14 protein-coding genes are annotated in these 14,209 nt (G+C 68.6%); all 14 read left to right on the top strand.

Annotated elements, in window-relative coordinates; translation table 11 throughout:
* The first annotated feature begins 6 nt into the window (after positions 1 to 6).
* The 14 genes from OHA18_RS02525 to OHA18_RS02460 all read left to right on the top strand — a co-directional run bounded on the left by OHA18_RS02525 (position 7) and on the right by OHA18_RS02460 (position 14,205).
* Complete coding sequence (locus OHA18_RS02525; RefSeq protein ID WP_329001887.1) at positions 7 to 579, top strand: F0F1 ATP synthase subunit B; 573 nt, start codon at positions 7 to 9, stop codon at positions 577 to 579.
* Positions 579 to 1,376 (top strand): F0F1 ATP synthase subunit delta, encoded by a 798-nt coding sequence (locus tag OHA18_RS02520; RefSeq protein ID WP_329001886.1) that lies wholly within the window; start codon positions 579 to 581, stop codon positions 1,374 to 1,376. The genes OHA18_RS02525 and OHA18_RS02520 overlap by 1 nt, the downstream gene beginning before the upstream one ends.
* A gap of 90 nt (positions 1,377 to 1,466) precedes the next feature.
* Positions 1,467 to 3,104 (top strand): F0F1 ATP synthase subunit alpha, encoded by a 1,638-nt coding sequence (gene atpA, locus OHA18_RS02515; RefSeq protein WP_329001884.1) that lies wholly within the window; start codon positions 1,467 to 1,469, stop codon positions 3,102 to 3,104.
* A gap of 3 nt (positions 3,105 to 3,107) precedes the next feature.
* Positions 3,108 to 4,019: a F0F1 ATP synthase subunit gamma gene (locus OHA18_RS02510; RefSeq protein WP_329001883.1), complete on the top strand. Its 912-nt coding sequence runs from the start codon at positions 3,108 to 3,110 to the stop codon at positions 4,017 to 4,019.
* A gap of 5 nt (positions 4,020 to 4,024) precedes the next feature.
* Positions 4,025 to 5,479, top strand: a complete 1,455-nt coding sequence (gene atpD, locus OHA18_RS02505) for a F0F1 ATP synthase subunit beta (RefSeq protein ID WP_329001881.1) — start codon at positions 4,025 to 4,027, stop codon at positions 5,477 to 5,479.
* On the top strand, positions 5,479 to 5,868 hold the full coding sequence (locus OHA18_RS02500) for a F0F1 ATP synthase subunit epsilon (RefSeq protein ID WP_329001880.1): 390 nt from the start codon (positions 5,479 to 5,481) through the stop codon (positions 5,866 to 5,868). Before atpD ends, OHA18_RS02500 begins: the two co-directional genes overlap by 1 nt.
* Positions 5,869 to 5,965: 97 nt before the next feature.
* Positions 5,966 to 6,397, top strand: a complete 432-nt coding sequence (locus OHA18_RS02495; protein WP_329001879.1) for a DUF2550 domain-containing protein — start codon at positions 5,966 to 5,968, stop codon at positions 6,395 to 6,397.
* Between the two features lie 160 nt (positions 6,398 to 6,557).
* Positions 6,558 to 7,637, top strand: coding sequence for a methyltransferase domain-containing protein (locus OHA18_RS02490; protein WP_329001878.1), 1,080 nt, complete (start codon positions 6,558 to 6,560; stop codon positions 7,635 to 7,637).
* Positions 7,638 to 7,754: 117 nt separating this feature from the next.
* Positions 7,755 to 9,401, top strand: a complete 1,647-nt coding sequence (locus OHA18_RS02485) for an ABC transporter substrate-binding protein (protein WP_329001877.1) — start codon at positions 7,755 to 7,757, stop codon at positions 9,399 to 9,401.
* A gap of 2 nt (positions 9,402 to 9,403) precedes the next feature.
* Positions 9,404 to 10,402 carry an ABC transporter permease gene (locus OHA18_RS02480; RefSeq protein ID WP_329001876.1) on the top strand — a complete coding sequence of 333 codons (999 nt, stop codon included), beginning with the start codon at positions 9,404 to 9,406 and terminating at the stop codon, positions 10,400 to 10,402.
* A gap of 2 nt (positions 10,403 to 10,404) precedes the next feature.
* Complete coding sequence (locus OHA18_RS02475) at positions 10,405 to 11,265, top strand: ABC transporter permease (protein WP_329001875.1); 861 nt, start codon at positions 10,405 to 10,407, stop codon at positions 11,263 to 11,265.
* Positions 11,262 to 12,233 (top strand): ABC transporter ATP-binding protein, encoded by a 972-nt coding sequence (locus OHA18_RS02470; protein WP_329001873.1) that lies wholly within the window; start codon positions 11,262 to 11,264, stop codon positions 12,231 to 12,233. The genes OHA18_RS02475 and OHA18_RS02470 overlap by 4 nt, the downstream gene beginning before the upstream one ends.
* Positions 12,230 to 13,186, top strand: a complete 957-nt coding sequence (locus OHA18_RS02465; RefSeq protein ID WP_329001872.1) for an ABC transporter ATP-binding protein — start codon at positions 12,230 to 12,232, stop codon at positions 13,184 to 13,186. The genes OHA18_RS02470 and OHA18_RS02465 overlap by 4 nt, the downstream gene beginning before the upstream one ends.
* Entirely contained in the window at positions 13,183 to 14,205 is a 1,023-nt protein-coding gene (locus tag OHA18_RS02460) for a LacI family DNA-binding transcriptional regulator (protein ID WP_329001871.1), read from the top strand. Before OHA18_RS02465 ends, OHA18_RS02460 begins: the two co-directional genes overlap by 4 nt.
* Positions 14,206 to 14,209: the final 4 nt, after the last annotated feature.

Raw genomic sequence — 14,209 nt, 5'->3', positions numbered from 1 at the left:
GCAGACATGACGACGTTGGTGCTACCGCTCAGCGAGGCAGCCGGTGAGGACGTGAACCCGCTGCTGCCGCACACCGCCGAGATCATCTTCGGCTTCGTCTTCCTGGTCCTGCTGGCCATTCTCTTCGCCAAGGTCGTCGTCCCGAAGTTCGAGAAGGCGTACGCCGATCGGACCGCGGCCATCGAGGGCGGGATGGAAGAGGCCAAGCAGGCCCAGGCCGAGGCGAAGGCAGCTTTGGACAAGTACACCGCGCAGCTGGCGAACGCTCGCCAGGAGGCTGCGAAGATCCGCGAGGACGCCCGCGAGCAGGGTGCGGCCATCATCGCGGAGATGCGCGAGCAGGCGAACGCCGAGGCCGAGCGGATCGTCACGCACGCGCGCACCCAGATCGACGCCGAGCGGGCCCAGGCGGTCGCCTCGCTGCGCAGCGAGGTCGGCACGATGGCGACCTCCCTGGCCGGCCGGATCGTCGGTGAGTCGCTCGAGGACGAGGCGCGTCAGCGCCGGACCGTCGAGCGTTTCCTGGCCGACCTCGAGGCGTCGGAGTCGGCGCGCCAGGCCGTCGGAACGGACGGCTGATGCGCGGCGCGTCGAACGTGTCACTCGCCCGGGCCGCGGAGGCCCTGGCGGGCGTGACCGTGACCGAGGGGCTGGGCGGCGAGCTGTTCTCGATCGCCAGGCTGCTGGACGGCACGGGCGCGCTCCGGCGCGCGCTGACCGATCCGGCCCGGCCGCGGGACGGCCGGGTCGCCTTGGTGCAGCAGTTGTTCGGCGGCAAGATCTCCACCCAGGCGCTGGAGATCCTGACCGCCGCCGCAGTCGGCCGCTGGGTCAGCAGCCGCGATCTCGCGGATGCGCTGGACCAGCTGAGTATCCAGGCCGAGGTCGCGTTCGCGGACGGCCGGCGGAAGCTGGACGACGTCGAGGACGAGCTGTTCCGGCTGGACCGGATCGTCGCGGCCGAGCGGGGACTGAGCGACACGCTCAGCGACCGCAACATCCCGGTGGCGGCCCGGCAGCAGCTGCTCGGCGGACTGCTGCAGGGCAAGGCCGACGCCGTCACGGTGCGGCTGGCCGAGCGTGCCGTGGACGGCCGGGGCCGCAGCTTCGCCGCCGCGATGCGGTCGTACCAGGTCGCTGCGGCGGCCCGGCGCAACGCCAGCATCGCGACCGTGCGGGTGGCAACCGACCTGAGCGAGGCCGAACGTACCCGGCTCGCGACGGCGCTCGGACGGCAGTACGGCCGGGACATCCAGCTGAACGTGATCGTCGACCCGACCGTGGTCGGCGGCGTTCGGGTGGACATCGGCGACGAAGTGATCGACGGAACCATCGCGGCCAGGCTCGACGAAGCGCAACGGCGCATCGCGGGCTGAACCCCCTTAACGACATACAGCGGCGCTAAGGGTCGGGAAAGCCTTTAGAGCCACAACAGGCCAGCAAGGGTCAAGGAAGCAGGAAACACAATGGCTGAGCTCACGATCAGGCCGGAGGAGATCCGGGACGCCCTGGATCGGTTCGTCACCGAGTACCAACCGGCCGAGACGGCCGCCGAAGAGGTCGGCACCGTCGTCGACGCGGGTGACGGTATCGCGCACGTCGAGGGCCTGCCCTCGGCGATGACCAACGAGCTGCTCGAGTTCGAGGACGGCACCCGGGGTATCGCGCTGAACCTCGACGTCCGCGACATCGGTGTCGTCGTTCTCGGTGAGTTCGACGGGATCGAGGAAGGCCAGCAGGTCCGCCGTACCGGTCAGGTGCTGTCGGTGCCGGTCGGCGAGGGGTACCTGGGCCGGGTCGTCGACCCGCTGGGCAAGCCGATCGACGGCCTGGGCGAGATCCAGGGCCTCGAGGGCGACCGCGCGCTGGAGCTGCAGGCGGCCGGCGTGATGGACCGCCAGGAGGTTCGGCAGCCGCTGCAGACCGGCATCAAGGCGATCGACGGGATGATCCCGATCGGCCGCGGCCAGCGCGAGCTGATCATCGGCGACCGCAAGACCGGCAAGACCGCGATCGCGATCGACACGATCATCAACCAGAAGGCGAACTGGGAGTCCGGCGACCCGGAGAAGCAGGTCCGCTGCATCTACGTCGCCATCGGCCAGAAGGGCTCGACGATCGCGGCCGTCCGCGGCGCGCTCGAAGAGGCCGGCGCGATGGAGTACACCACCATCGTCGCCTCCCCGGCGTCCGACCCGGCCGGCTTCAAGTACGTCGCGCCGTACACCGGCTCGGCCATCGGCCAGCACTGGATGTACCAGGGCAAGCACGTGCTGATCGTCTTCGACGACCTGACCAAGCAGGCCGAGGCGTACCGCGCGATGTCGCTGCTGCTGCGCCGCCCGCCGGGCCGCGAGGCGTACCCGGGTGACGTCTTCTACCTGCACAGCCGGCTGCTGGAGCGCTGCGCGAAGCTGTCCAACGAGCTCGGCGCGGGCTCGATGACCGGTCTGCCGATCATCGAGACCAAGGCCAACGACGTCTCGGCGTTCATCCCGACCAACGTCATCTCGATCACCGACGGCCAGATCTTCCTGCAGTCGGACCTGTTCAACGCCAACATCCGCCCGGCCATCGACGTCGGTATCTCGGTCTCCCGGGTCGGCGGCGCCGCGCAGGTCAAGGGCATGAAGAACGTCTCCGGCTCGCTGAAGATCGACCTGGCCCAGTTCCGCGCGATGGAGGCGTTCGCGATGTTCGCCTCCGACCTCGACGCCACCTCCCGCCGGCAGCTCGACCGCGGTCAGCGGCTCGTCCAGCTGCTGCGGCAGCCGCAGTACTCGCCGTACCCGGTCGAGGACCAGATCGTCTCGATCTGGGCCGGCACCAAGGGCCACTTCGACGACGTGCCGGTGAACGACGTGCTCCGCTTCGAGCGGGACTTCCTGGACTACCTGCGCCGCGAGAGCAAGGTGCTCGAGGCGATCCGCGAGTCCGGGCTGTTCGGCGACGACGAGGCGCAGGCCGTCACCGACGGGCTGAACGCGTTCAAGCCGACGTTCCAGACCTCCGAGGGCACCCTGCTGGGGACCGAGGCCGAGGCCGAGGCGATGGACGAAGAGGACGTCGAGCAGGAGCAGATCGTCAAGCAGAAGAGGGGTTGACCGATGCCGGCCAACCTGCGGGAGCTACGCGATCGGAAGGCTTCGGTCTCGACGATCAAGAAGCTCACCCGCGCGATGGAGCTCATCGCGGCGTCCCGGATCGTCAAGGCGCAGCAACGCGCCCAGGCGGCCGGTCCGTACGCGCGTGAGCTCACCCGCGCGGTGTCGGCGGTGGCGACGTTCTCGAACGTCGACCACCCGCTGACCACCGAGAAGCCGAACCCGAAGCGGGCCGCCGTTCTGCTGATCACCTCCGACCGCGGTCAGGCCGGTGCGTACTCCGCGAACGTGATCCGCGAAGGGGAGCGGCTGCACCAGCTGCTGCGCGAGGACGACAAGCAGATCGTCTCCTTCCTCAGCGGCCGCAAGGGCATCGCGTACTACGCCTTCCGGCAGCGTGAGGTCGCGCAGTCGTGGAGCGGCGACTCCGACGCGCCGTCGTTCGCCCGGGCCCGGGAGATCGCCGACGCGCTGATCGAGTCCTTCCTGACCCCGACCGAGGAGGGCGGCGTGGACGAGATCCACATCGTCTTCACCCGGTTCGTGTCGATGCTGACCCAGCGCGCGGACGTCATCCGGCTGCTGCCGCTGGAGGTCGTCGAGGGCGAGGAGGCACCGCCGGCCGACGACGTGCTGCCGCTGTACGAGTTCGAGCCGTCCGCCGAAGAGGTGCTCGACGGGCTGCTGCCGAAGTACGTCGCCAGCCGGATCCACTACTGCATGCTGCAGGCGGCGGCCTCCGAGCTGGCCAACCGGCAGCGGGCGATGAAGTCTGCGACCGACAACGCGCAGGACCTGATCGAGAGCCTGACCCGGGACCTGAACCAGGCCCGGCAGGCGCAAATTACCCAGGAAATCAGCGAGATCGTCGGTGGCGCCAGCGCGCTGGCCGACGCGAGCGCCGGGAGCGAGTGAGAGAGATGACTGCCACGGTTACCGAGAAGAACAACGAGGCGGGTGCCACCGGCATCGGTCGCGTCGCCCGGGTGATCGGCCCGGTCGTCGACGTCGAGTTCCCTGCGGACACGATGCCCGACATGTACAACGCGCTCGAGGTGGACATCACCCTGGGCGACGTGACCCAGACGATCACCCTCGAGGTGGCGCTGCACGTCGGCGACAACATCGTCCGCGCGATCTCGATGAAGCCGACTGACGGCCTGGTCCGCGGCGCCGAGGTGCGCGACACCGGCTCGGCAATTTCTGTCCCGGTCGGCGACGTCACCAAGGGCCGCGTCTGGTCCGTCACCGGCAAGTGCCTGAACCAGGACGAGTCCGAGTTCGAGATCGCCGAGCGCTGGCCGATCCACCGCAAGGCGCCGGCCTTCGACCAGCTCGAGTCCAAGACCGAGATGCTGGAGACCGGCATCAAGGTGCTCGACCTGCTCACGCCGTACGTGCAGGGCGGGAAGATCGGCCTGTTCGGCGGTGCGGGTGTCGGCAAGACCGTTCTGATCCAGGAGATGATCTACCGGATCGCCCACAACTTCGGTGGTACGTCGGTGTTCGCCGGCGTGGGCGAGCGGACCCGTGAGGGCAACGACCTCATCAACGAGATGGAAGAGGCCGGCGTCTTCAAGGACACCGCGCTGGTGTTCGGCCAGATGGACGAGCCGCCGGGCACCCGGCTGCGCGTCGCGCTGTCGGCGCTGACGATGGCGGAGTACTTCCGCGACGTCAAGGAGCAGGACGTCCTGCTGTTCATCGACAACATCTTCCGGTTCACCCAGGCCGGTTCCGAGGTCTCCACGCTGCTCGGCCGGATGCCGAGCGCCGTCGGTTACCAGCCGAACCTGGCCGACGAGATGGGCGTGCTGCAGGAGCGGATCACGTCGACCCGCGGTCACTCGATCACCTCGATGCAGGCGATCTACGTGCCCGCCGACGACTACACCGACCCGGCGCCGGCTACCACGTTCGCGCACCTGGACGCGACCACCGAGCTCTCGCGTGACATCGCCGCTCGTGGTCTGTACCCGGCCGTCGACCCGCTGACCTCCACGTCGCGGATCCTCGACCCGCAGTACATCGGCCAGGAGCACTACGACGTGGCCGTCCGGGTGAAGCAGATCCTGCAGAAGAACAAGGAACTGCAGGACATCATCGCCATCCTCGGTGTGGACGAGCTCTCCGAAGAGGACAAGATCACCGTCGCGCGGGCGCGCCGGATCGAGCAGTTCCTCTCCCAGAACACCTACATGGCGGAGAAGTTCACCAACATCCCGGGCTCGACCGTGCCGCTGAAGGACACCATCGAGTCCTTCAAGAAGATCACCGAGGGCGAGTACGACCACGTGGCCGAGCAGGCGTTCTTCAACGTCGGTTCGCTCGACGACGTCGACCGCAAGTGGACCGAGCTGCAGAAGGAAAACTGATGGCTGACCACTTGGAGGTGGCGCTGGTCGCCGCCGAGCGGACGGTCTGGCAGGGGCAGGCGAAGATCGTCATCGCCCGGACCACGGACGGCGACGTCGGCATCCTGCCCGGCCACGCGCCACTGCTGGGCCTGCTGCAGGGCGGCACCGTCCAGGTGCGGACCGTCGACGGCGAGTACTTCGTCGCGGCCGCGCCGGACGGGTTCATCTCGGTGGCGAACGACCGGGTCTCGATCCTGGCCGAGAACGCCGAGATGGGTCACGACATCGACCTGGAAGAGGCCCGGCGCGAGCTCGAGGAGGCGATGGCGGCCGGTCTGGCCGACGCCGACGCCGACGAGGTGCGACTCGCCGAGGCCAGGGTCCGGGCCGCCGAGCAGACGTCCTGACCGCACTGCCATAATCAAATATCGTCACTGACAGTACGGTTCTCCTCCGGTGCCCGGGGTGTGCCGGACATCGGGCACCGGAAAGGGTCGGCAAGGTATGAGGACAGTCCTCGATGTCGTCGGGGTCTGTCTGCTTGCCGCCGTACTGTTCATCGTGCTTGTCGCGTTCCGCCGTCGCTGGTTGTCCAGGGACGGCGGAACTTTTGATTGCAGCCTGCAGCTCGCCGAGAAGGAGCACGGCCGCGGCTGGGCCCTCGGCCTGGCCCGCTACGTCGGCGACGAGCTGCAGTGGTTTCGCGTCTTCAGCCTCGCCTGGTGGCCCAAGCTCGTCGTCAACCGCCGCCAGCTCGACGGCATCACCACCCGCCGCCCGATGGGCAACGAGCCCCTCGTGACGTACGCCGGCCACGTCATCGTCGACGCCGACCTGCACGAGCGCAGCGTCCACTTCGCCATGACCGAAGAAGCCCTCACCGGCGTCCTGGCCTGGATGGAATCCGCACCCCCCAGCACCCAGACCTACCTCTAATTCGGTAGGCGGCCGCCTCCGGCCCGTGCCATCATCTCCGCCATGGAGACATACTTCTACCGCGCCGGCTAGCTTCCGCTGGCCTGTTCGAGGTTTCCCGCGGTCAGCGATGCGGGAGTGACCGGTTGGTTGTTCCCGGGTGCTATCCGGGAGATTCTCCATGCCCTCTGGGCTTGTGCTGGTGCGGACTGTGGCGGGGTTGGAAGGGCTGGCGGCCGAGGAGCTGGCGGTTGCCGGGCATCGGGTGGTCGAGGTCGGCAGGCGGCAGGTTGTCATCGAGCCTGCGTCCGGCGTGGTGTCGTCGCCGCGGTTGGCGGACGACTGGTTCGTCGTGTACGCCGCGGTTGCGGACCCTGGTCGCACGAAGGCCGCGCTGACCGGGGTGGTCCATGCTCTTCGCCGGGCGCTGGGCTCGGCGCCGGGCGATCGACGCACGTTCGCGGTGACCGCATCGTTCGTCGGAGTGCGGAACTACAACCGCTTCGACATCGAGGACCTGGTGGGCACGCGGATCGCCGGGCTCACCGGTGGGCAGTACCACTCGCGCCGGTACGGCGTCGTACCGCCGGCTGAGCGGGCCGAGTGGCGGGTCGTGCTGGACGGGAAGACGTTGTGGGTCGGGTTGCGGCCGTACGCCGTACCGCTGCATCGGCGGGCGTGGCGGACGCGGACTGTCCGGGGGAGTCTGCATCCGCCCGTCGCCGCCGCGATGGCGCGTCTCGCCGGCATTTCAGCAGGTGATCGAGTGCTCGATCCGTTCTGCGGTGCCGGGACGGTGCTGCTCGAAGCACACGCCGTCGAGCCGCAGGCCGAGTACGTCGGCATCGACCGTGATCCCGGCGCGCTCGCCGCGGCACAGGCGAACGCCGCAAACGCGAACGCGCGCGAGGCGGGCGCGGGCCAGGCAGGCGCCGCGGAGGCTGCCGGCGCGAGGGTGGGTGCGGCACCGGCGGGCGTCGGTGGGGTCGTGTGGTGCCTGGCGGATGCGGGGCGGTTGGACGGGAGCGCCGATCGGATCGTCACCAATCCGCCGTGGGACGTTCGGCTGAGCATCGGCGAGCTCGGGCCGTACGCGCGCCAGTGGCGCCGGGCGCTACGCCCAGGAGGCCGGGTGGTCGCCATCCTCAGCGAAACCCAGGGCGCCCAACTCACCCGTGGCTGGCGCGTCCAGGCCCGCTACGACCTCGCCGTCGCGGGGCAGCATCCGCGGATTGTCGTTGCTGAGCCGTCTCGGTCTTGACATGCGCATGTAACGTTCGTAGGTTCCTGCGCATACGTAAGAGCAGAGCCGAAGTAGCTCATATATGAGTGCTCATACGTATGTCCGTGCAGCCGCTCTAGTTCTGGGGTGAGAGATATGCGCAGTCGCCGGCGGGTGTTGGCGGTCGTGGGTGCGGTGCTGCTGGCGGGGTGTTCGGGCCCCGCGGTCAAGCCTGGGAGTAGTGGCGGCGCGGCGAACGCGTCGATCGTGTACGCGAAGACCGACGGCGGGACGACGTTCGTCCGCAACTACAACGTGATGGGCCCGGCGACCGACAAGGCGCCGAACATGGAGCTCGTCTACGAGCCGCTGATGCGGGTCGACTACGGCGACGGCGGCGTGCTGAAGCCGTGGCTGGCGGCGAGCTGGACGTTCTCCGAGCAGGGCAAGCAGCTGACGATCAAGCTGCGCACGGACGTCACCTGGTCGGACGGGCAGAAGTTCTCCGCGGACGACGTCGTCTACTCGCTGGGCCTCCCGATCGAGAAGCCGGACTTCAGTATCGCGGGTGTCACCTACAAGTCGGTGGCGAAGGTCGACGACAGCACGGTGAAGGTCGTCTTCGCCGAGCCGTCGTACGCGACGCTGAACCAGTTCGCGAACATCCTGCTGCCGATGGTCCCCAAGCACATCTGGTCGACGCAGAACCTCAACACCTGGACGAATCCGGATCCGATCGGCACCGGCCCGTTCACGCTGAAGGAGTTCAAGCCGCAGCAGATCACGCTCCAGGCCCGGACCGATTACTGGGGCGGGAAGTTGCCGATGTCGACGTACAAGATCATCCCGACCAGCGCCGACGCGCTCAAAGCCCAGCTGCTGAAGGGCGATATCGACTGGTCGTCGGCGAGCTGGCCGAACGGCGAGAAGGAGTACGTCGCCAAGGACCCGGACAAGCACCTGTACCAGCTGTACTCCAACGGCGGCGCGATGTCTGTCCTGTTCAACACCGCGAAGGCACCCTTCGACGACGTGCACGTACGGCGGGCGCTCGCGCTCACGATCGACCGCACCGCCGTCGTCACCACGCTGCAACGCCCCGGTACCGAGGCCGGCCCGACCGGGCTCTCCGACCAGCTGTTCGCCGACTGGCTCGACCCGGCGTACAAGGGCAAGGTCCAGAAGGTCGACGCGACCGCGGCGAAGGCCGAGCTGGCCCGAGGCGGCTGGACGATCGAGAACGGCGCACTGGTCAAGGACGGCAAGCGGTACCAGCCGAGCATCCTGTTCAACTCCGACTGGGGCTGGGGCAACTACGCCGACATCCTGCTCAACACCTGGAAGCAGACCCTCGGTCTGCAGGTGAAGGGCGCCGGCCAGCCGAGCGCCGGGTACTACGACAAGCAGAACCTCGGCCAGTTCGACCTGGCAGCCGCGTCCACCGGCGGCTCCGGGGTGTACGGCGTCTACCGCTTCCTGAGCAGCTCGTTCAAGGTCCCGATCGGCAAGTCGGCCACCCTGAACCAGGGCCGTTGGAGCGACCCGCAGACCGACAGGATCATCGCCGCGATGGAGCGCACCGACAACGTCGGCGAGCTGAAGGGCCTCGGCCGTCAGCTGCAGAAGATCGTCGTCGACGACGTCCCGTTCAGCCCGATCTACAACAACTTCTACTTCGTCGACATCAACGCGACCCGCTGGACGGGCTGGCCGACGCCGGACAACTTCGACCACATCCCGTTCGTCGGGATGGGCCCGGACACGATCCTGACCATGCTGAAGCTCCAGCGCCGGGGGAGCTGACGATGCGATGGACTTTCCTGGCCCGGCGGCTGGGGTTCTACCTGGCCGCCGCGGCCGCCGCGATCGGACTGAACTTCCTGCTGCCCAGGCTGATGCCCGGCGACCCGTCGTCGGCGATCGTCGAGGAACTCGAACGGGTCAGCGGTCAGCAGGTCCCGGCCGAGACGTTGCTGTCGATCCGTGCGATCTTCGGGAATCCGCACGCCAACCTGGCCCAGCAGTTCGCCGACTATCTGCGCCAGCTGTCCCACGGTGACCTCGGCGTCTCCGTGGTCAACTTCCCGGTCCCGGTTGCGGATCTCGTCTGGCAGGCGCTGCCCTGGACGCTGTTGCTGGTCGGTACGACGACCATCACCGCGTTCGCGATCGGCACCCTTCTCGGGGTGGTCGCGGGCTGGAAGGCCGGCAGCCGCCTCGACGCGATCCTGACCCCGTTCACGACGTTCCTGAGCAGCGTCCCGTACTTCTGGGTAGCCCTGCTCGCCCTCTGGATCTTCGGCTTCGTCCTCGGCTGGACACCGCTGTCCGGCGGGTACGACGCCGACCTGCCGCAGGGATTCAGCCTCGCGTACGCCGTCAGCGTGCTCCATCACGGCGTGTTGCCAGCGGCAACCATCGTGTTCTCGGCCTTCGGCGGCTGGCTGCTCGGGATGCGGAACATGACCGTCACCACGGTCCGCGAGGACTACGTGCTGCTGGCCCAGGCGAAGGGCCTGTCGCCGAAGCGCGTGATGCTCAGGTACGCCGCCCGGAACGCGATGCTGCCGAGCTTCACCGGATTCGCGATGGCGCTCGGCGGGGTCGTCGGCGGCGCGCTGCTCACCGAGATCGTCTTCAGCTATCCCGGCATCGGCTACCTGCTCTACGAGTCGTTGCAGAAGCGGGACTATCCGATGATGCAGGGCGTCTTCCTGCTGATCACGCTCGCCGTTCTGCTGGCCAATCTGGTCGCCGACCTGGCGTACGTCCTGCTCGATCCGCGCATCCGGGCGAGGGGCTGACCATGCTCAAGAGCTGGAAGGTCCGCTTCGGTCTCGGGGTGCTCGGCTTCTTCGTGCTGCTGGCGATCCTCGGCCCGCTGCTCCCGCTCGACCCGCGGGCGAACGACATCGGCGCGATCTCGCAACCGCCGAGCGCGCACCATCTCTTCGGCACCACGCAGTTCGGTCAGGACGTGCTCGCGCAGACCATCGCCGGCGCCCGCGGTTCGATGCTGGTCGGCATCCTCGCCGCCGCGATCGGCACGCTGATCGCGATCCTCGTCGGCGTACCGGCCGGGTACTTCGGCGGCGCCGTCGACAACGGCCTGAACTTCCTCACCAACCTGTTCCTGGTGATGCCGGTCCTCCCGCTGATCCTGATCGTCGCCGGGTACGTCCAGGGCACCGGGCCGTTCGTGATCGCGCTGATCATCGGCCTGTTCGGCTGGTCCGGCGGCGCGCGGACGCTGCGGGCGCAGTCGCTCAGCCTGAGCAGCCGTGACTTCGTGCTCGCGATGCGGATGGTCGGTGAGCCGCACCGCCGGCTGATCTTCTTCGAGGTCCTGCCGCACCTGACCGGCTGGATCTCGGCGATGTTCCTGCACGGCATGATCGGCGGCGTGATGGCCGAGGCCGGGCTGGCGTTCCTCGGCATCACCGACTCCGGCTCGATCAGCTGGGGCACGATGATCCAGGCCGCCCAGCAGCAGAGCGCAGTACTGCGGGGATTGTGGTGGTGGTTCGTACCGCCCGGGTTGTGCATCGCGCTGATCGGTACGGCGGCGACGCTGGTGAACTTCGGCGTCGACGAGATCTCCAACCCGAAGCTGCGGCAGGCTCGCCGGTCGGTCGTCGTACGCACGCGGAAGGTGGTCGAGGCATGAGTGTGCTGACGGTGGAGGGTCTGACGGTCGACTACGTGACCGGTGCGGAGCCGGTGCGGGCGTGCGACGACGTGTCGTTCGAGCTGCGCCGGGGCGAGATCCTCGGGGTCGCGGGGGAGTCGGGGTCGGGCAAGTCGACGCTGATCACCGCGCTGACCCGGCTGCAGCGTCCGCCCGCGGTCACCACGGCCGGGCGGATCGAATTCCACGGCACGGACCTGGTCTCCCTCAGTCCTGACGACCTCCGGAAGCTGCGCTGGACCTCGTTGGCGATCGTTCTGCAGAGTGCGATGGACGCGCTCAACCCGGTGATGCGGGTCGGCGCGCAGTTCGTCGACGTACTGCGGTCGCACGACAAGGCCCTGTCACGCCAGGACGCCTGGGCTCGTGCGGCAGAACTGCTCGGGATGGTCGGGATCTCCGCGGACCGCGTGCGCAGCTACCCGCATGAGCTGTCCGGCGGCATGCGGCAGCGGGCGAGTATCGCGCTCGCGCTGGCCTGCCGTCCCGAGCTCGTGGTGATGGACGAGCCCACAACCGCCGTCGACGTGGTGATGCAGCGCCAGATCCTCGCTCAGGTACTGCGTCTGCGCCGGGAGCTCGGGTTCGCGGTCGTGTTCGTCACCCACGACCTGTCGCTGCTCCTGGAGCTCGCCGACCGGATCGCGATCATGTACGGCGGCCGCATCGTCGAGATCGGCACCGCCGATTCGCTCTACTCCAAGCCCCGCCATCCGTACACCCGCGGGCTGCGCGATTCGTTCCCACCGCTGCGCTCGCCGCTCCGCAAGCTGACCGGCATCCCGGGCAGCCCACCGGACCTGCGCAACCCACCACCCGGCTGCCCGTTCCACCCGCGCTGCACCGACCGCTTCGACGGTTGCGACAAGCAACGACCGGAGCTACTGACGATCGAGGACCACGCCGTGGCCTGCCGGCTGTACCCGTCGGGAGATGATCAAGCATGAGTCAACCCGTTCTCGAGGCCCGCGCGGTCTCGAAGCATTTCCCGGCGGGCCGGGCCACGGTGCGTGCGGTGGAGGATGCGACGCTCGCGTTGCAGCCGGGCCGGATCGTGGCGCTGGTCGGTGAGAGTGGTAGCGGCAAGACCACGCTGGCCCGATTGCTCGCCCGCTTCTACCCGCCGACGTCGGGGGAGATCCGGCTGCGGGGCGAGGTCGTCAAGGGCAAGCCGCGGGCGTACTACAGCGATGTCCAGTTGATCTTCCAGGACCCGTTCGGATCGCTGAACCCGCTGCACCGGGTGCGGTACAACCTGGAGCGAGCGGTCAAGCTGCATCACGCCGTACGCACCAAGGCTGACGTCGACCGACGGGTCGTCGAGTTGCTGGAGCGGGTCAGCCTGACGCCGACGGAGCAGTACATCGACAAATTCCCGCACGAGCTGTCCGGTGGGCAGCGGCAGCGGGTGGTGATCGCGCGGGCGCTGGCGGTCGAGCCGAAGGTGCTGCTCGGCGACGAGCCGATCTCGATGCTGGACGTGTCGATCCGGTTGGAGATGCTGAACCTGCTCGACCGGTTGCGGACCGAGGACGGGCTGGCCCTGCTGTACATCACGCACGACATCGCCAGCGCGCGCTACCTGTGCGACGACATCGTCGTGATGTACGCCGGACGCATGGTCGAGGGCGGTCCGAAAGAGGACGTGATCGCGCGCCCGCTGCATCCGTACACGCAACTGCTGATCGACTCGTCGCCCGATCCGGAGCGCAGGGACCGGCCGGATCTGTTCGATGCGGAGGACCTGGGCGAGCCGCCGAGTCTGATCGACCCGCTGGCCGGGTGCCGGTTCCACCCGCGGTGCCCGGTCGCGATGGACGTCTGCCGGACCGAAACGCCGCCGCGAACCGAACTGCCCGACGGGCGATGGACCCACTGCTGGCTGCAGGAGAACGCATGAAAGCGCCGAGACAATCCGATGTGGCCCGGCTCGCGGGCGTCTCGCAGTCCGCGGTGTCCCGGGTGGTCAGCGGTGACATGGACCGGATCCCGGAGGAGACCCAGGAGCGGATCCGGGCCGCGGTGAAGGAGCTCGGGTACGTCCCGAACGCGGCCGCCCGGAACCTCCGCAACAAGCGCAACCGGCTGCTCGGCGTCCACACCTTCGAGGCCGTGTTCCCGCACGCCCGCGAGGACTTCTACTTCGAGTTCCTGCTCGGGATCGAGGAGCGTGCCGAGGAGATCGGGTACGACCTGGTCCTGTTCACCTCGACCGGGACGAGCGACGGCCGCCGCCGGATCTACCGCGACGGTACCAACCGGCTCAATCTCGCCGACGGCACCGTGCTGCTCGGCGCCGCGACGGATCGGGAGGAGCTGGCCCGGCTGTGGCACGACGGGTACCTGTTCGTCCACATCGGTCGTCGTGAGGTGGCCGGCGCGGACATCCCGTGCATCATCCCGGACTACGTGTCGGCTGCCGCCCGGCTCGTCACGTCGCTCGCCGAGCGTGGTCATCAGAACTTCGCGTACTTGCGTTCGGGCATCGAGCAGGAGGCGTACGCCGATCGCCGGGCCGGCTACCGCAACGCGATCGAGCGGCTCGGTCTGCACGATCGCTCGCCCGGTCTGCGCGGCGAGCCGGGGCTGACCGAGGAGTGGCTGGACGAGCTGGCGTCCGGACCGGAGACCGCGGTAGTTGCCGAGAACATCGGACTGGCCGAGGACCTGAGGGCCGGGCTGGCAGCGCGCGGGCTGAGCATCCCGGCGGACGTGTCCGTCGCGGTCCTGGAGGGGTCCGGCGACGAGCCCGGACACCGCTGGGACTGCCTGGTCATCCCGCGCAAGGAGATCGGCCGGATCGCGATCGACGCCCTGGTGGCGCGGGTCGAGAACCCGGACGAGGAACCGGTCAGCCAACTGGTGGCCTGTGATCTGGTGGCCGGCGAAACCGTCGCCGCGCCCCGAGTGAAGGAGTGAACGG

Source organism: Kribbella sp. NBC_00709, from assembly GCF_036226565.1.
GTDB lineage: Bacteria > Actinomycetota > Actinomycetes > Propionibacteriales > Kribbellaceae > Kribbella.
Note: the sequence above shows the minus strand (reverse complement) of the source record. Positions and strands in the feature narration are given on the sequence as shown.

Bases quoted from the DNA above. Each gene is read 5' to 3' on its own strand.
- OHA18_RS02460 (WP_329001871.1), top strand. From the start codon at position 13,183: ATGAAAGCGCCGAGACAATCCGATGTGGCCCGGCTCGCGGGCGTCTCG.
- OHA18_RS02520 (WP_329001886.1), top strand. From the start codon at position 579: ATGCGCGGCGCGTCGAACGTGTCACTCGCCCGGGCCGCGGAGGCCCTG.
- OHA18_RS02470 (WP_329001873.1), top strand. From the start codon at position 11,262: ATGAGTGTGCTGACGGTGGAGGGTCTGACGGTCGACTACGTGACCGGT.
- OHA18_RS02510 (WP_329001883.1), top strand. From the start codon at position 3,108: ATGCCGGCCAACCTGCGGGAGCTACGCGATCGGAAGGCTTCGGTCTCG.
- OHA18_RS02490 (WP_329001878.1), top strand. From the start codon at position 6,558: ATGCCCTCTGGGCTTGTGCTGGTGCGGACTGTGGCGGGGTTGGAAGGG.
- OHA18_RS02495 (WP_329001879.1), top strand. From the start codon at position 5,966: ATGAGGACAGTCCTCGATGTCGTCGGGGTCTGTCTGCTTGCCGCCGTA.
- OHA18_RS02485 (WP_329001877.1), top strand. From the start codon at position 7,755: ATGCGCAGTCGCCGGCGGGTGTTGGCGGTCGTGGGTGCGGTGCTGCTG.
- OHA18_RS02500 (WP_329001880.1), top strand. From the start codon at position 5,479: ATGGCTGACCACTTGGAGGTGGCGCTGGTCGCCGCCGAGCGGACGGTC.
- OHA18_RS02480 (WP_329001876.1), top strand. From the start codon at position 9,404: ATGCGATGGACTTTCCTGGCCCGGCGGCTGGGGTTCTACCTGGCCGCC.
- atpD (WP_329001881.1), top strand. From the start codon at position 4,025: ATGACTGCCACGGTTACCGAGAAGAACAACGAGGCGGGTGCCACCGGC.
- OHA18_RS02465 (WP_329001872.1), top strand. From the start codon at position 12,230: ATGAGTCAACCCGTTCTCGAGGCCCGCGCGGTCTCGAAGCATTTCCCG.
- OHA18_RS02475 (WP_329001875.1), top strand. From the start codon at position 10,405: ATGCTCAAGAGCTGGAAGGTCCGCTTCGGTCTCGGGGTGCTCGGCTTC.
- atpA (WP_329001884.1), top strand. From the start codon at position 1,467: ATGGCTGAGCTCACGATCAGGCCGGAGGAGATCCGGGACGCCCTGGAT.
- OHA18_RS02525 (WP_329001887.1), top strand. From the start codon at position 7: ATGACGACGTTGGTGCTACCGCTCAGCGAGGCAGCCGGTGAGGACGTG.